Here is a 17,213-nt window from a genome sequence, read left to right as displayed (position 1 = left end):
GTTGATCTCCAACCAACAGCTAGTGACCAACGAGGCAGGACTGAAGAAGGTCCGTGCTATAGACCCTATGCAACCGATGCCTTGCAGCTAGGGTGAGATCTCACTAGTGTTACGCATGCAACCCCATGTTAAGTGTTTCTGCACACCATAGCTTCGAACGCACGCTCCGACAGCTCGCCAAACCTCGGAAACTTCATTTCCAACTGCCCTCATCGATAACATTATAGTTCTGCTTTGGAGATTAGCGGCCAACGGATTGAATGTCGAACAAATCTCAAGGTATTTGTGCCATTGCGGCCACCTTGACGGCTCTAAGCGAGCTGCTGGTCCTCTACGAAGTCACGCCAGGCGCGCTCGACAACCATCATCCAGGAGTCCTTCGCAATCTCTGCACCCTGCTCTTTGACAGCCACACAAGACCACAGCAACTGCAAACACTGACCTACGCCTGTGTCAATTTCAGTGAGTCGGCTGGCGGCATCAGTACGAGAGTGGTGGGCTCATTTGATCATCACGTGTACTTCCCATTTTAGCAGACGCTCGGTTGAACCTTGGCAATGATTCAAGCATCTCTACTCCTTCGGCTACCCTACCTCGCGGAGAACATTCAGAGTGTTTCCCCCTCTTTCACGCAACTGATTCCGAATATGGAAGCTGCGCCGGTGAAACCTGCGCCGAATGGAGACGATTCTGGTCTAGCTGTCACCCGTCTCTCAGCTGTAAACTGAGTGACCACATCACCCTTAGCATAGAGGGACCTGATGAGAATCTGCATTCGACCATAGAGACCGACAAGCCACCAGACAGCGCCTTTGAAGTAGCCGTGATGCGCAAACTGGCAGCCGCAGGCTACGAGTTAGAGCCACAAGTCGGTGTTTCCGCTTTCTTCATCGACCTGGCCGTGCGCAACCCCGACAAACCCGGTGAGTTCCTGATGAGAATCGAATGCGACGGCGCTACCTACCACTCCGCCAAATCAGCCCGAGACAGAGACAGGCTCATACAAGAAGTGCTGGAAGGTTTGGGTTGGAAGATTCGCAGAATCTGGTCCACCGACTGGTTCAGGAATGCGGATGCGCAGATACAGCCTATCGTGGCGGAGCTGGCGCGGTTGACGCAGGAGCGGATGGCGACCTCGGAGACTGCAGATTCAGTAGTTGCACCCTGATAGCGTCTGCTCAGCCCCTGTAGCGAAACGAGACACTAGCCGGCTTTACGGTCTCGTTGCCTGCAGAGTCAAGCCCTACCAGAAAAGCACGTCAGCCTGGTGCTCATGATTTGTACAGAATGACAAGAGCATGACTGCAACACCCTCCTGGCCATCTATACGCCAGTCACCCACAGGGTTATCCACAGGATTTGTGGATAATGGTTCGCTTCAGGAAGGCTGCCTCGCAAGGCGACATGGGACGTTGGGTTTCCTGATCAGCGACAGGTAGCAATCCTTATCCAGTTTAGACATTGCGTATTCTACGGCGCTATGCGCCGTAAACGCGCCCCAATTCAAACCAGCTTGGTACACCAGCTGCAAAAGCAAAGAACGATCTGTTTCAGAACAGCTAGTGATTCAAGCTGTCATTACCTTGGATTCGCTATCTTTTCAGGACTCCTTCAGATTGTCAGTCAGGATGAAATCAGGTCGTCGTGTCCGATAGCTTTTAGGTTATCGTGTCAGACGATTATTAGGTTATCGTGTCAATTCATTAGCCTACAGAGCGATTGCCTGTACTTCTCCAGGTTGAGACTGTAGATCTGTCGGTCGAGCGCACGGGAACTCCAGCCTTACTTGAAAGCTTCCTGCCAATACCAGGCGTGAGCCTGCTTGTTTTCAATGCGAAACAGTCAACGATAATGCGTCCAGCTCAATTCGAGACGCAGTGCGTCGCGAATTGGAAAAACCCCACAAAACTGTCACATATTCCGTAGGTTAGTGACATCAACCCCTTCACCCAGCCGCTCCATCAACCGCTCTGACAACGCCTGGTGTGCTTCTGACCGACGACACGCCTCTGGTGACTCGAACCTTGGCAGGGTCGAACCCAATGTCGACTTCATGCCTCTCTGAAGTGTCTCCAGTGCTGTTGGCTGTGATCCGGAGAAACAGGTTGATCAGACAACTGTCGAGAATTTGCACACTACTGCCGTGGTCTCACGACTGAACATCAGACGGAGCTCAAGCCCAGCGTTAAACAACCCCACCATCAACAATAATACATTGTCCAGTTACCATGCGCGCTGCATCCGAGGCCAGCCACAGGGCGCAATCGGCGATATCCGAGGGTAGGATCAGTTCGGGAATGCACTGTAGCGCCTGTGTGTCAGCCACCCATTCTTCGCTGACCTGTCCGGCAACCCTTTCGGTCACGACACGCCCCGGTGCAATAGCATTGGCCCGAATGCCCTTCGCTCCCAGATCACGTGCCAGCCCCCGGGTCAGACCGACAATACCGGCCTTGGCCGTGTGATAGGCCGTCAGGTTTTCGGCCAGTTTCATCCACGCGGTGGATGACAGATTCACGATGGCCCCTCCTCCTGCCGAGACCATACCAGGCGCGATCAATGACGACAGCAATGCATGATGATCCAGGTTTACCGAGAGCATCCATCGCCACTGCTCCTCGGTTTGCTCCTCGAAGGCGATGCGCCGATCAACGCCGGCGTTGTTGACCAGCACAGTAACGGGTCCGCTGTCCGCCAGAGCCGTCTTGATCATGGCGCGAATGGCGGTGCTGTCGGCCAGATCGCAGCCCAGCGCGTGGATACGATCCGAACTTGCAGCCGTCTGCTGCAGTGCTTCGACATCAATATCGACCGCGCTGACCTGCGCTCCGGCAGCTGCAAACTTCAAGGCCGTCGCGCGGCCGATACCGGCTGCGGCACCGGTGACCATGACATGACGCCCGGAGAAATCGAAGTCTGTGTTCATAGCACCACCTCCGTGACCGGCTGCCCAGCCACATCCACGTCGATGGCAAACAAGGCCCCGGATAACGGCGCCTCTTCCAGCACACTGGCAGGCAGACGAATCGAGGCAGAGGTGATGAAGAGCCGCTTGCCGTCTTCGCCACCGAAACAGCAGCTGGTGGGCCGCGGCACCGGTAGATCGATCACGCGTTTCAGCTGGCCGTTCGCGTCATAGCAGGCCACTCGCCAGCCGTCCCAGATGGCAATCCACAGATTGCCCTCGCTGTCCACACACAGCCCGTCCGGCTTGCCGTCAGCCGGATCGAAACTCAGGAAACTGCTGCGATTGGAAAGCGCGCCAGTGACAGGGTCGAAATCATAGGAGAAGACGACGCCCAACGCCGTGTCCGTGAAATAGAAGGTACGCCCATCCGGGCTCCAGTCCATGCCGTTGGATACCTGAAAGCCTCCATCCACGGCCCGGGCTTCGGTCACCGAGTCGAAGCGGTAGAGCGATCCGGAAGGCATCGAGGCATCAAGGCTCATCGATCCGGTCCAGACTCTCCCGGCCGGATCGGTTTTGGCATCATTGAAGCGGTTTGCCGGCAAGTGAGCCTCGGGGTTGTATATCGTCTTGAGCTTGCCAGTCACCGGATCGTAGTGCTCCAGCCCGTTCTGGGTGACTGCCACCATGGCATTGCCGCTGGCCGGCAGAACGGCACTCACCAGATAGGGGGCCGGGATCATGCGACCCTCACCGCGCTTCGGGTCGAAAACATGAAAGGCAGGTGCGGCGACATCAACCCAGTGCAGCAGTCCTTCACGTGCGTCCCACACAGGTCCCTCACCGACGATGGCACCCACAGCGGACAGACATTCCAGCCCCTCTTCCACGTGCGGCGTGCGCCGCGGATTGGGCGTGATACTCACCGGGGCACTGCCGATGTTCCCCATCACCCGACGTGCCGCTTCCATGAGATCGCGACCAATGACATGGCGGCGTTCATAGAGCAATCGACTGGCCAGCGCGGTCACCACGATGGCGCCACGTCCCATGCCCGGTGGTCCGCTGACTGGCACCGCTATCACGATGACGCCTTCCAGGTTGCGCGAATCGGCCAGTGAATAGCCACGTGCGCGGCTGATGGCAAAATCGGCCAGCAGTGAGGCTTGTTCTTCAGATGACAGCTTGCTGATCATGCCATTGACCTGGTGTGGCGGCATGGCCGATAGAATCGCGTGTCCCGAGGCACTCTGCAGTGCCGGCAACTCGCGACCGATTTCCACCCCGATGGCCAGCGGGTTGGGCGGTCGGCGTACATCCACATAGATGATGCGATCGCCCTCAAGCGCTGCGAGACTGACGGTTTCATTGAGTTCGGTTGACAACCGCATGACCTCCCCTTCTGCCGCGTTGCGCAGGTCGAAACTGGCCATCGAGCGGCTGGCCAGTTCGATCAGTCGATGGCCCAGTGCGTAGGTCTTGAGCCGCGCATCGTGCCTGATATAGCCGAACTCGATCAGCGCACCAAGCAATCGATAGAACGTGGCCTTGGGCAGGCCGGTGGCGGAAAGCAGTTCCGTGGACGTGGCGGGGTGACCGATCTCATCGAGAATCTCGACAATCTGGATACCCTTGACCAATGTGCCAGCACCGGGGAATCGTTCCGCTATCTTGTCAAATCTGTCCAAGGTTCAATTCACGATTTCGTTGGTGTCAGGATCAAACACATGAATCTTGTCCACCGGGAATGTCAGATTCAAGGTATCGCCCTGGCGATAGCGATGGTCATCGATCACGCGAATGAGCAATGTTTGCGCATCACGCTCCTCATCGTTTGCCAGCGCCGAGCGATCCAGTTCCAGTGTATTCTGATCGGGCGTATGAAAATGCAATATCTTTTCTGTCCCCAGGTTTTCCACCAGCGACAGATCGACAGCGGGTCCGTCCGTGCCGATGCGCACATGCTCCGGACGAATGCCGAACACCAGATCGCGCCCCACCCTTGCAGTGCAGTGAGCCGGCAAGGCAACGATGGACTCTCCGAAGCGCATCACCGGTCCATCGGCTCCCGCCTCGACCTTGCCGTGGAAGAAGTTCATGCCGGGTGAGCCGATGAAACCGGCGACGAAGATATTGTTCGGGTGATGAAACAGATTCTCGGCGGTGCCGACCTGCTGAATGACGCCGCCTCGCATCACCACGATCTTGTCAGCCATGGTCAGCGCCTCGGTCTGATCGTGCGTGACGTAGATCGTCGTTACACCCAGTCGCTGCTGCAACTTCACGATCTCGGAGCGGGTCTGCACCCGCAGCTTGGCGTCCAGATTCGATAGCGGTTCGTCCATCAGGAAGGCCTTGGGCTCGCGCACGATGGCACGGCCCAGGGCTACACGCTGTCGCTGACCGCCGGACAGGGCACGTGGCTTTCTGTCCAGATAGGGTGTCAACTCCAGCACCCTGGCGGCCTCCTCGACGCGCTTGTTGACGTCGTTGGCGGGCATGCCGTGCATTTTCAGACCAAAACCGATGTTCTTGCGTACCGTCATGTGTGGGTAGAGTGCGTAGTTCTGAAACACCATCGCGATGTCCCGTTTGCCCGGTCCCAGCTCGGTGACGTCTCGTCCACCAATGCTGATGGAGCCGCCCGACGTCGCCTCCAGCCCTGCCAGCATCTTCAGTGCGGTGGATTTTCCACAACCCGACGGACCGACGAAGACACAGAATTCACCATCTTCGATGTCCAGATTGAAGTCGCGGATAGCCTCCACCGAGCCATAGCTTTTCCGGATCTGGTTGAATTGTACAGTGGCCATGAATTTGTGCTCCGCTACTTCTCTGATCCGGCGGACAGACCGCCGACCAGGAAACGCTCAAGAAAGAGATAGACAATGATGATGGGAATGGAGGCCATGATCGAGCCGGCCATGATAACGTTCCACTCGGTCACGAACTCGCCCTTCAGGGACGCGATGCCCATCTGCAGCGTCCAGTTTTCGTCGCTGGTGGTCAGAAAGGTACGACCGAAGAGAAAATCCGACCAGCTGACCACGAAGGCATAGAGCGCTGTCGCGGCTAGCCCCGGGGCCGCCACCGGCAGCACGATACGAAAGATGGTACCCAGTGGCGAGCAGCCATCCACCAGTGCGGCCTGTTCCAGCTCGGGCGGCATGGTGTCGAAATAGCCTTTGAGCATCCAGGTGCAGAACGGCACGATCAGGGTCGCCTGGGCAATCACCACTGACCAGAGCGATCCAACCAGTCCGGTGGATCGAAAGATCGCAAACAGCGGAATGATCAGCAGCGTGGCAGGCAGCATCTTGGATGTGAGAATGAACAGCCCGAGCCCCTGTCCACCACGCAGCCGGAAACGCGAAAGTGCATAGGCTGCCAGAATGGACACGGCCAGAGAGATGGTCATCGTGGCGAAGGCGATCAGAATCGTGTTGCTGAACCACAACACGAAGGGATGCTTGTCCAGCAGATCGGCAAAGACATTCCATTGCGGATCTGTGGGCCAGAACTGCGGTGGATAGGCTCGCAGATTGGATGCAGGCTGCAAGGCTGTCACCACCATCCAGTAGATCGGGAAGAGCAGCAGCGCGCAGCTCGTGATCACGGTTGCGTAGAGCGCGAAGGTGCCCAGTGGGCTTCTCTTTTCCATGTTTCTCTCCTCAGTGCACCGATTTCGCCATGCGCCCGACCAGCGCACGACTGATCACCGCGCAGAGCACCATTGTCAGCACGCCTACCGCCGCGCCCTGCCCCATACGGAAGAATTCAAAACTCTGTTCGAAGGTCAGAATCGACAAGGTCGTGGTCGCGCCGAGCGGTCCGCCCTGGGTGAGGACGTGGATGATGGCAAAATCGCGAAAAACCCAGAGTGTCGTCATGACCATCGTGACGCCTGCCACCGGCAGCATGTTTGGCAAGGTGATGTACCAGAAACGCTGCCACACACCAGCACCATCGACCTTCGCGGCCTGATATTGTTCTTCGGGAATGGACTGCAAACCGGCCAGCAGCATGATCGACATCAGTGGATAGCCCTTCCAGATCATCACGAAACAGACGGCGGCAAAGGCGGCATTCGGGTCCGAACCGAATGCAATCGGCTCGGCGACCATGCCGGAAGTCAGCAGTACCCAGTTGACCAGCCCGAAGGAGCTGTCCAGCATCCAGGCCCAGATCACTGTCGCCACAACTTCCGGCACGGCCCAGGGCAACGCAACGAACAGACGCGCAGCGGTGCGACCATGAAATTTCTGGTTCACCAGTATAGCCGTGGCAAAGCCGATGATGACCGACAAGCCACCGACCACTGCCACCAGCTTGAACGTGACCCACAGTGCCTGCCAGGTTTCCCCGGAACCGAACAGCCACTGGTAGTTCTCCAGTGTCCACGGTTCGCTGCTATCACCGATACGGGCGATGCGCACATCCTGCAGACTGATGCTGACCGACAGCAATATCGGGTAGACAATGATCACGGCCATCAGCAGCACGGCCGGGGCCAGCAACAGATAACCGAATTTGGCACGATGACGCGGCGCGCTGAAGTCGATGAACGGAAAGCGCGTGCCTGCGCCCCTGTCCGCTGAAGATGTCGTATCGCTCATGAGTATTCTGACCCTGGTTCAGCCGGCTCCCGAATGAGCCGGCCGGTTCGACTGAGAATTCAGTCCTTGATGCGTGACACCTGCTCCTGCAGCTGTTTGGCCGCATCGGCCGGGTCAAGGTCCTGCAGGATCATCTGCTGGGCGATCTTGTAGAAGACCTTGACGACCTCGTTGTTCTCCAGTTCCAGTCCCTTGGGCAATCGATCGACATTGGCCGCAGCCGCATTCTCCGCCGCCTTGGCCAGAACCTGGAAGGACGGGTTGTCAGCCATCAGCTGCGTGTAGTCGAGTCCCGGCCGTGGTGCTGGCGTTTTTGCCCATTCGGCGAATCGCTGCTGGTACTTTTCCGAGGCCGTCAAGGCGATGAAATCCCAGACCAGGTCCTTCTTCTCGTCCGAGATGTCCGATGGCATGCCAAGCACATTCGATGTGCCACCCAGTGGTGGTGAAAAAGGTGATTGGGTGATTTTCAGATGCTGCTGAACCTCGGGGGAGGCGCTGCGAAACGTGTTGTTGATCCAGCCACCATCGACCGTCATGGCCAGGCGGCCTTCCAGAAGAAGCTGGCGTACATCGGCCGAGCTCAGCTCTTTCGGTGTCAGACCTTCAGTAAACAGCTGCTTGTAGCGCGCCAGGCCCTCAATCACTTCCGGTCGATCGAAGTCAGGCTCGCCATCGGTGGTCCAGGCGCCGCCCGTGTCGAGCACGTGGTTCTGAGCCTCTTGCATGACGCTGGCAGGGTCATCAAAGGGCAGCGCGGTTCCGTACTGATCGAGAATGCCATCACCGTCGGTATCCTTGCGCAGCTCACGTGCTGCGTACAGATAGCTTTCCCAGTCCGTGGGCACGGGGATGTCCGCATCGGCAAAGATCTGCTCGTTGTAGGCCAGCACAAAACCGGTATAGAGCAGCATGAGGCAGACCGTATCGCCGTCCCATTCACAGGTAGACTGGCCCGCCCAGTTGCTCAGATCCAGCCCCTCTTCGGCAATGCGCTCGTCCAGCGGTTCCATCCAGCCTTCGTTGGCAAAGGGCTGGAACTCGAACGCGGCAAGATGAACGATGTCCGGCGGATTTCCACCGGCAAACATGGTGAACATGGTGTTGGCGTATTCGGCACGCGCCACGCGCGACATGTTGATGGTCACGCCTGGGTGCGTTTCCTCGAATTCGGCGATGATCTCGTTCCACCAATCGCCATAGCCCGGTTCGTCCTTCATCCAGCTGACAAAGCTCAATGTCTCGGCGGACGCAGGCACTGCGCTGAGCACGGTGCTGGCTGCCAGCAATGCGCTGATAGCCGTTTTCTTCAGTATTTTCATCAGGTTTCCTCCGGTGGTGATTTCTACAGTGTCATCATGGGTGTGAGATGGGCCATGCCATCAGTGTTCGGCCTGACGCCATGACCTGGTGTATCCGGTATCGCGAACCGACCTTGTTCACAGCTGGCCGCACCATCGAGCAGGCTGGCATTGGCCGGATAGATCGTGTGCTGGAATTCATGCGCTTCGGCCCCTACTGCAAGTGCGGCACGAAAACTGGCATTGGCGAAAATACCCAGACCGATCGTGGCATGAGGCATCACGGCAGCACCCTGCTCACTGGCCATGCTGGCAATACGCATGAATTGCGTGACGCCAGTGTGACCCATTTCCGGCTGTACGATCTTCGCGGCACGCCGTCTTGGCCGATAGTCCCAACTCGTGCGCCATTCCTCGCCCAGGGCCAGCGGACAGGCGATGCCTTCCCCCACGGCCAGCTGCGCATCGATGTCCTCGGCAGCCACCGGGGCTTCGATGAACCAGGGGTCGTGGGGAGTCAGGGTTGCGGCCAGAGCGATCGCCTCATCGGCAGTACAGGTCCAATGCAGATCCAGAGCAATGTGCTGCTGCTCGCCGAGCCCTGTGCGCAAGCTGTCGAATTCAGCGGCCACATCGCCATTGTCCGTGTGGCTGACGGGAATCTTGAGCCTGTCAAAACCGCGGGCCTGCCAGTCGCGGGCCAGCGCCAGACGTCCCGCTTTCGTGGATTCAGGCAGACCGGACACATAGGCCGGCAATTCACCCGCTCCGGAATGACCCAGAGCACTCTGCAGACTCTCGCCGCGGCTTCGCGCATAGAGATCCCACAAGGCGATGTCCAGGGCGGCCAGCGTATCCGCCAGGTAGCCGCCCCAATACCCCCGCACCCGCTGCAGCTCGTACAGCTTGTCCCAGATTTCATCGGGGCGGGCCGGATCCAGCATCTTCAGATAGGGCCCGAGCAGATCCCGAACCAGTTCGGCCACAATGCCAGGCGCCACGAGCCCGTAGGTCTCTCCCCAGCCTTCAGCACCATCACTGTCGACGAGGCGTAACACCACCGAGCGGTCCATGCGTGGATAAACCGTGCCATTGAACAGACGCACGATGTGGTGTTCACCCAACGCAAATTCCCCGTTACCCAGATCACCCAGATAGGAGGCATTGCGTGCTCGCTCGAAGACAAAGATCTCGATACGCTCGATTTTCTTAAACATCGACCGCCTCCACCATCCGTGTGGCGCGCTCGTAGAGTTCCAGTGCGATCTTCTTCAGCTCTTCATCCATTTCCGGTAATGGTTCGCGCACATCGTCACAATCAATCAGTCCGCGGCTCTTCAGGATCAGCTTCGTCAGACGCATTCGGTACGGTGCCTGAATCAATAGCAGTGGCAGACTGCGCTCGTAGAGTCTCAGTACCTCGGCGCGATCGTGAGCCACATAAGCACGGTACAGGGCCACGTGCAGTTCCAACAGTTCGATGGCCGGCATCGTGGCCACAGCCCCTCTGTCCAGCTCCTCGAGGAGGTAGCGCGCACCACCTCCTCCGATCACGCCGTCCAGATCCGGCCCGCAACCGGCGACCAGTCGCGACACCTTGGGACCGGAGGGTATGCCTTCCTCCTTGACATAGCGGATGGCCGGAATCTCGGACGCCAGAGCCAGCATGTCATCGGCATCCAGATCGGCGCCACGCGGTTTGAAAAGATTCTGGAGAATGATGGGGCGCTCCGGGCCCAAGGCCGCGGCAATGCGCGCAAACCAGGCACCGACCTGATCCTCCATCCCCGGCACAGCCATGGCCATAATGCCATCGGCACCCTGCGACACCGCCATACGCGTGATCTCGACCATCTCCGCCGGATCCGCCGAGTTCACTCCCGCAATCACTGGGACGCGGTTCGCCACCAGACGGGTGACCAGTGCCAGACAAGTTCGGCGCTCTTCGGCGCTCAGAAACAGATCCTCACTGGCCACACCGGGATAGACCAGCGCCGAGGCACCTGCCTCGATAGCGTGTGTGACCACCCGCTTGAGTGACAGCTCATCAATCAGACCGTCATGCCCGAAAGGAGTCGGAACGATCGGCAAAACACCTGTCAACGGTTTAGTCATTATCCATTCCCAATAATTGCAACTGCTGTTTCATATTTGAAATATAGTCGGTGAGAGATTAAGCTGTCAACTGATTTCAGTCAAGGGGCAGATCCGACGTGCAGCGCAATTCCTCCACTGAAACCCGCAAGGCCAGTGTCATCAGCACCTCGCGTACGGCGTGTCCCGAGCTGTCACTGAACCATGTGGCCATCGCGGCACCGGACCCCGAACGCAGCATGGCCTTCTACGCCGCCTTCGGATTCAGACCCGACTTCGCAAAACGCGACGCAGCGGGACAGATCACCTTGCAGCAGATGCGGCGAGGTGAGTTCTTTGTCGAACTGCTGGCCGATCAGGATGCAATGGCACCGGGGCATTTCGGACTGCATACTGCGGACCTTGATGCGCTGCTGCAGCACCTGGATGCTCAGGGCCTCCAGCCGCTGCACCCCGTGCAGCGGGGCGTATCCGGTGTGCTGTGGACCTTCTTCGAAGATCCTGCCGGCAATCGCGTCGAGGTGACGAGCCCATGTCACGATTGAGCCTGCTAGATGGTCGGCTGCTCGCACTCGTCGCCCTGTTCGGCGGTGTGGCCTCTGGCGTTGCACTGAAGCGCATTCACACGATGCCGGCCGGTGAAGCCATCGCCCTGCGTTCGGCCCTGGCATTTCTCGTTATCACCGGCATAGCCATGGCACGACCGCGCAAGACGCCGCGCATCACAGGGCTGCCCGGTATCCTGCGCGCCACTCTGGATGCTCTGGCAGCGCTGACTTTCTCGCTGGCGATCTTCGAAATTCCCCTGTCCATGCTGGCCAGCATCCATGCCACGTTACCCGTGCTATCGGTGATCCTGTCGGGTGTCGTGCTCAAGGAACGCTTGCAAGCGGGTAACTGGCTGGCACTGCTGCTCGCCGGCACCGGAACGCTGCTGGTCATTCAGCCCGAGCTGGCATTCTCGCCATACGGCGTGGCACTGGCTCTGATCTCCACCCTCGCCTATGCGTGTCGCGATCTGCTTACGAGAAAGCTGCCGGCGCACACCGACACCCTACGCCTGTCGCAATTGTCCTTGATCATGGTCGGTGTCACTGCTGCAGTCCTGTCTTCCGATCAGCCCTGGATCTGCCCGGAGGCAATGCATGTAGTGCTGATCACCATTGCCGCCCTGGGCTTTGTGGCCGCCAACGTACTGATCATCATCGCCCTGCGCCGCACCGAACTTTCCCGGATAGCACCGCTGCGTTATTCCAGCATCCTGTGGTCCCTGATTTTCGATGCACTGCTCTGGGACTACCTACCCGACCTGGCAGGGGTTTGCGGCATCGCCCTGATCCTGAGCGCCGGAATCATTCAACTGCAAACCGATTCACCAAAAGCACCGGAAGTCGCCCCATGAGCAAACGACCCGATATCCTGTTCCTTCTCCCCGACCAGCTGCGCCCGGACTTCCTTGGTTGCTATGGCGCAAACTTCCTGCAAACACCGGCGATCGATGCGCTGGCAGCACGCGGTACACGCTGGGAAACAGCCATCTCACCATCACCCATCTGCGTACCGGCCAGAGCCTCGATGCTGACCGGCCAGCACGCTCACAGTTCCGGCATCACCCACAATCTGTGCTGGCTGCGCCCTGACCGCCGCCAGATGGGTATTCGCACCTGGCCGGAAATCCTGTCGCAGCAGAGCTATCACACGGCGGCGATCGGCAAGATGCACTTCTATCCCTGGGATCTCTCGGAAGGCTTTCAACACCGCACCATTGCCGAGGACAAACGACACATCCACGTGCGCGATGACTACCACCTCGCACTGCTCGCCGAAGGGGAAGAGAAACGCCATGGCAATCAGATGCAGGGTTATTACGAGAACAAGGGGGCCTGCATCAACCCACTGCCCGATCATCTGCAACCGGACCGCTGGGTCGCACACCGAGCGGCGGAGCACCTGCGAAGCTTGCCGGCCAACCAGCCCTTCGCCATGATGGTGGGCTTTCCCGGTCCGCATTGCCCCTACGATCCGCCGACGGAGGCACTGGAGCGCATCGACCCTGCCACGATACCGCAGGCCTGCCCCCGCACGAGGGAAAGCGAGACGCATTTGCCGCACCACATTGCCGGCTATCGCCGAGACTGGGCCGATCTGGACTACACCGAGCTGTCGGCAATGCAGATTCGCGCCATTCGCCATCACTACGCCGCCTCGGTAGAGCGACTGGACGAAGATGTGGCGATGCTGGTCGACACGCTGCGCCAGACAGGTCGGCTCGACAACACCATCATCGTCTTTGCCTCGGATCACGGCGATTACCTCGGCGACTTCGGTTTGATGGGGAAGGGTTTTTTCCACGAACCCAGTGTTAGAGTTCCGCTGATCGTCTCGGATTATCGGGCACCGCAAACCAGGGTAGAAACTGCACCCGCCTCGCTGCTGGACCTGTTTCCCAGCTTTCTCGATTGGTCCGGGGCCGCCCCACAAAGACAGGCGCAGGGCCGTAAACTGTCGGAGCCTGATCCTGAGCGCTGCATCGCCGGGATGACCACCGGCGGCGTCATGCTGCGAGACCCGCGCTGGAAACTGGTGCGCTATGCCAATGGCTGCGAAGCACTGTTCGATCTACAGGCCGACCCACAGGAGCAGTGCAATGTCATCGATCAGCACGCAGATGTTCGCCAGCGGCTAGATACCGAATTGACGCGCAGTCTGCTCGAGGGCATGGCCGCCGGACACGCCGACAAGAACGTGCCTGACGCAAAATCGCCCGCCGACGGCGTTTTTCATGATCGCTACTGGCAGCGACCCTATCCCGCGCAACTTTGATTGCGGCAGGGGTTGGTTTGCCCGAGACTGTCATGCGGGCGAACCGACCCCGTACAGTTTGGCCCTGAGCACATTGCGACAGACGCCGGAGATAATCCGCTACACACCTTGTATTACTGTCATCTGGCATCAGCCGCGGCGCATTGCTCGACAAGAGGCCTTCAGCCAGTCTCTGAAGCTTATCCATGATTGACTTGTTGAACCGGCGGACTCAGGATCCAGTTATCCTCGACAGCGCGCATGCCGATCACAGTATGGCTGTTTGTCATTGGAAACCGTGCGAGGGCACCCGCGTGCCAGCCTACCCTGGCAACTGTTTGCCCTTGCTCTTGCTCTTGCCCTTGCTCTTGCCCTTGCTCTTGCCCTTGCTCTTGCCCTTGCTCTTGCTCTTGCTCTTGCTCTTGCCCTTGCTCTTGCTCTTGCCCTTGCCCTTGCCCTTGCCCTTGCTCTTGCTCTTGGCTTGTCCCGGCAAGCTCAATGCTCGCCTGAGAGCTTCGATAGGCGTGAACATCGGCGCCGAAAAACCGGAACAATCATTCACCCTCTAAAAGAACCGGCCTTCACCTTGAACCCGAGTCAGTGTTCTCATTTTCTCGAAAAGCTTTTCACCTCGCCCGAAAAAATGCAGTGAAACGCGCGCTTTCACGCCAATCGGGAAGACCCGAGTGTCTCAAACTGTCTCACACTGAGACACTTTATGACTTCATGGCTGTACTACAGCATCGCAGTATTGTTCAATCAGGATTTTCCCCGTAACGTTTCTTCCAACATAGCAGGCGGCCCGAGAATGCCATCGCTGAAAGGAGGAACTCATGTCATTACTGCGCATTGCACAACATCGCATGCATGGCAACGGGATCAGGAACATGCGTCGAATGAGACCATGGCGACGATTCATGTCGCGGGTAGACAAACCCTCTTTTGGGCAAGCCTTTACCGATCGTTACCTTGCACCGGTGACTGAAGTTGTTGTCCAGCGTTCCAATAATGCAACCCATTCACCTGTGAATCACTCACTGGACGGAATCCCGCTTACATCAAACGCTCAACAGACTTTAATCGCTTTACATGGTTTTCACTGCAACGATGTTGATCGATACGCACTGAATCGAAGGGAGTTGGACAGAGCCTCGCGCTACATCCGCGGTGTTTTCGAGGGGATACGCCGTTTGTCCCGCCACTTCAACAAGAGAAGAGTTCATGACGATAAGATTTCACAAGTATTCACCACCGAGTCAAGACCTGCCGGACATCAACCGCAGAACGTTTCTGATGACCGCAGCGATGGCAGGAGTCACCACAAGTGCCTTGCTCAGTGGTGTAAAACCGGCATTTGCCTCAGCATTGAACGCCGATGAGACGGCCTTGATCCTGCGCATGACGCAGGACATCTATCCGCACCCGGAACTGGTTCCCATTGACGTCTATCAGGCAGTGACAAGCAGCATCATCGCTGGTGCCGATGACGACGCTGCCAACGCCGAACAACTGCGTACGGGAGTCGGCCAGATTGACGCCCAGGCTAGAGCGCTGTTTGGCGCAGGGTATCTGGATATCGACAATGCAGATGCACGCGAAGGCATCCTTCGCCAGTTTCAGAACGATGCATTTTTCCAGAGCATTCGCTGGGCTGCCTATTTCGGCATCTACAACAATCCGGATGTGTGGTCGAAATTCGGTTACCAGGGTTCTTCCATTGAATATGCCGGCTACGTGGATCGCGGGTTCTCCGACATCACCTTTGTTCCGCAAGGTCCGACACTTGAAGAACGAATGGCCGCAGTCAAGCACTAGGAGAACACAGAAATGGCTACATTTGATCTGAATGACGACGGTGTCGTCGTCATCATCGGTTCGGGAGCTGGCGGTGGAACCGTAGCCAACGAACTGGCACAACGGGGAATCAAGTCGGTGGTGCTCGAAGCGGGACCCCGTTTTGATTCCAGCGATATGGAGAACGATGAATGGACGCAGTTTCAGAAGCTGTCGTGGCTGGACAAGCGATACTCGGCCGGTGGCTGGCATGGCGCTGTCAATCACAAGAATCTTCCGGCCTGGATCGTCAAGGGTTATGGCGGATCAACTCTACACTGGGCCGGCGTCGCTCTGCGTTTCAAGGAATTCGAATTCAAGACCAAGTCCACGTACGGCGACATCGCGGATGCGAACATCGAGGACTGGCCGGTCACTCTGGAAGAGATGACTCCCTGGTACGAAAAGGCCGAGATCAAGATGGGCGTTACCGGCAAGACAACCGGAATGCCCCATCTTCCCTGGAACAACGGGTTCAGGGTACTCGCAGAAGGTTGTCGTCGCACAGGCCGAACCGACTACGATTCGGGACCGATGGCTATCAACTCTGTTGTACGAGATGGTCGTCCTGCCTGTCGGCAGATCGGCTTCTGCATGCAGGGCTGCGCGATAGGCGCTAAATGGTCGACCATGGTAACCGAGCTTCCGCAGGCAGAAAAAACCGATTACTGCGAAATTCGAACCGAGGCCATGGCCCTGAAAATCGAGCACGACGAGACCGGCAAGGTGACCGGCGTGGTCTATGCAGACTCGAATGGCGAGCAGCAACGGCAGAAAGCGCGGATTGTCTGTGTGGCAGGCAACTCGATTGAAAGCCCGCGCTTGCTCTTGAATTCTGCATCTTCGATGTTTCCCGATGGATTGGCCAATTCCTCGGGACAGGTTGGAAAGAACTATATGGTTCATTCAACCGGCGGGTTGTATGCCGCCATGCCGGAGCCGGTTCATATGTTCCGCGGCACCTCTGTTGCCGGTATTGTGGGCGACGATGTAAAACACGATCCATCGCGCGGCTTTTCTGGTGGATTCTATCTGGAGTTTCTGTCTCTGGGGTTGCCTTTCATGGCCGCATTTCTGGAGCCGGGCAACTCCGGATGGGGACGAAGCGTTTCGAGCGCACTTGAAAAGTACGACCATATGTCGGGCGTCTGGGCACTTGGCGAAGACCTGGCCCAGGAAAAGAATGGCGTGAGTCTGCACGAGAGCGAGGTCGACCAGTACGGTTTGCCGGTACCCATCGTTGCCAAAACGCCACACGTCAATGACGTCAACATGACGAACTACATGTTTGAAACTTCTTCTCAGATATACGAATCCGTTGGCGCAACCGATATCTACGAACTTCCCCCCTATCCGGCGTCCCACAACATGGGAACAAACCGGATGCACGCCAAGGCGTCATCAGGTGTCGTCAATGCGCACGGTCAGTCGCACGACATCGCCAACCTGTTTGTATCGGACGGCAGCCAGTTCACCTCATCGGGCGCGTGCAATCCGACATTGACGATCGTCGCGCTGGCGATACGTCAGGCCGAATACATCGCCCGGGAAATGAGCGCCCGGAATATCTAGTTCGATTTTTGCTCAAACACGCTCTGATCTTCATGCCTGCTTGTTCCCGCAAGAATGAACTTCAGCTCCCGATCCAATTGGAGGAAA

General features: G+C 57.9%; 16 protein-coding genes. 7 read left to right on the top strand and 9 right to left on the bottom strand.

The window, feature by feature from the left end:
- The first annotated feature begins 260 nt into the window (after positions 1-260).
- Positions 261-533, top strand: coding sequence for a hypothetical protein (locus tag ACUNV4_RS28870; RefSeq protein ID WP_430882140.1), 273 nt, complete (start codon positions 261-263; stop codon positions 531-533).
- A gap of 290 nt (positions 534-823) precedes the next feature.
- The gene (locus ACUNV4_RS28865; RefSeq protein ID WP_430882139.1) at positions 824-1,168 is read left to right on the top strand and encodes a DUF559 domain-containing protein; all 345 of its coding nucleotides are present in this window, start codon (positions 824-826) and stop codon (positions 1,166-1,168) included.
- Between the two features lie 1,017 nt (positions 1,169-2,185).
- Here ACUNV4_RS28865 and ACUNV4_RS28860 read toward each other — a convergent pair.
- Genes ACUNV4_RS28860 through ACUNV4_RS28825 form a run of 8 tightly spaced genes read right to left on the bottom strand, consistent with a single transcriptional unit; the run spans position 2,186 to position 10,940 of the window.
- Entirely contained in the window at positions 2,186-2,926 is a 741-nt protein-coding gene (locus ACUNV4_RS28860; RefSeq protein WP_430882138.1) for an SDR family NAD(P)-dependent oxidoreductase, read from the bottom strand.
- Positions 2,923-4,596 (bottom strand): SMP-30/gluconolactonase/LRE family protein, encoded by a 1,674-nt coding sequence (locus ACUNV4_RS28855; RefSeq protein ID WP_430882137.1) that lies wholly within the window; start codon positions 4,594-4,596, stop codon positions 2,923-2,925. The genes ACUNV4_RS28860 and ACUNV4_RS28855 overlap by 4 nt, the downstream gene beginning before the upstream one ends.
- A 3-nt stretch (positions 4,597-4,599) precedes the next feature.
- The gene (locus ACUNV4_RS28850; RefSeq protein WP_430882136.1) at positions 4,600-5,721 is read right to left on the bottom strand and encodes an ABC transporter ATP-binding protein; all 1,122 of its coding nucleotides are present in this window, start codon (positions 5,719-5,721) and stop codon (positions 4,600-4,602) included.
- A 14-nt stretch (positions 5,722-5,735) separates the two neighbouring features.
- On the bottom strand, positions 5,736-6,569 hold the full coding sequence (locus tag ACUNV4_RS28845; protein WP_430882135.1) for a carbohydrate ABC transporter permease: 834 nt from the start codon (positions 6,567-6,569) through the stop codon (positions 5,736-5,738).
- Between the two features lie 10 nt (positions 6,570-6,579).
- A complete protein-coding gene (locus ACUNV4_RS28840) occupies positions 6,580-7,524 on the bottom strand; it encodes a carbohydrate ABC transporter permease (RefSeq protein ID WP_430882134.1) in 945 nt (314 codons plus the stop codon).
- 59 nt (positions 7,525-7,583) lie between these two features.
- Entirely contained in the window at positions 7,584-8,846 is a 1,263-nt protein-coding gene (locus ACUNV4_RS28835) for an ABC transporter substrate-binding protein (RefSeq protein ID WP_430882133.1), read from the bottom strand.
- Between the two features lie 23 nt (positions 8,847-8,869).
- Positions 8,870-10,042 carry a mandelate racemase/muconate lactonizing enzyme family protein gene (locus tag ACUNV4_RS28830; protein ID WP_430882132.1) on the bottom strand — a complete coding sequence of 391 codons (1,173 nt, stop codon included), beginning with the start codon at positions 10,040-10,042 and terminating at the stop codon, positions 8,870-8,872.
- The gene (locus ACUNV4_RS28825; protein WP_430882131.1) at positions 10,035-10,940 is read right to left on the bottom strand and encodes a dihydrodipicolinate synthase family protein; all 906 of its coding nucleotides are present in this window, start codon (positions 10,938-10,940) and stop codon (positions 10,035-10,037) included. The genes ACUNV4_RS28830 and ACUNV4_RS28825 overlap by 8 nt, the downstream gene beginning before the upstream one ends.
- Positions 10,941-11,038: 98 nt before the next feature.
- Between ACUNV4_RS28825 and ACUNV4_RS28820 the strand changes: the two genes are divergently transcribed.
- From ACUNV4_RS28820 to ACUNV4_RS28810, 3 genes are read left to right on the top strand one after another with little or no spacing between them, the layout of a single operon-like run.
- A complete protein-coding gene (locus ACUNV4_RS28820) occupies positions 11,039-11,464 on the top strand; it encodes a VOC family protein (protein ID WP_430882130.1) in 426 nt (141 codons plus the stop codon).
- Complete coding sequence (locus ACUNV4_RS28815; RefSeq protein ID WP_430882129.1) at positions 11,452-12,321, top strand: DMT family transporter; 870 nt, start codon at positions 11,452-11,454, stop codon at positions 12,319-12,321. The genes ACUNV4_RS28820 and ACUNV4_RS28815 overlap by 13 nt, the downstream gene beginning before the upstream one ends.
- Positions 12,318-13,742, top strand: a complete 1,425-nt coding sequence (locus tag ACUNV4_RS28810) for a sulfatase family protein (RefSeq protein WP_430882128.1) — start codon at positions 12,318-12,320, stop codon at positions 13,740-13,742. Before ACUNV4_RS28815 ends, ACUNV4_RS28810 begins: the two co-directional genes overlap by 4 nt.
- A gap of 301 nt (positions 13,743-14,043) precedes the next feature.
- On the opposite strand, the gene ACUNV4_RS28805 is transcribed toward ACUNV4_RS28810, so the two are convergent.
- A complete protein-coding gene (locus ACUNV4_RS28805; RefSeq protein ID WP_430882127.1) occupies positions 14,044-14,253 on the bottom strand; it encodes a hypothetical protein in 210 nt (69 codons plus the stop codon).
- 689 nt (positions 14,254-14,942) lie between these two features.
- Here ACUNV4_RS28805 and ACUNV4_RS28800 point away from each other — a divergent pair.
- Both ACUNV4_RS28800 and ACUNV4_RS28795 read left to right on the top strand, forming a co-directional pair.
- Positions 14,943-15,536, top strand: coding sequence for a hypothetical protein (locus ACUNV4_RS28800; protein ID WP_430882126.1), 594 nt, complete (start codon positions 14,943-14,945; stop codon positions 15,534-15,536).
- Between the two features lie 12 nt (positions 15,537-15,548).
- Positions 15,549-17,126: a GMC family oxidoreductase gene (locus tag ACUNV4_RS28795; protein ID WP_430882125.1), complete on the top strand. Its 1,578-nt coding sequence runs from the start codon at positions 15,549-15,551 to the stop codon at positions 17,124-17,126.
- The last annotated feature ends 87 nt before the right edge of the window (positions 17,127-17,213 follow it).

It is taken from the genome of Granulosicoccus sp. 3-233 (genome assembly GCF_052681095.1).
This window is presented reverse-complemented; position numbering and strand designations above follow the sequence as displayed.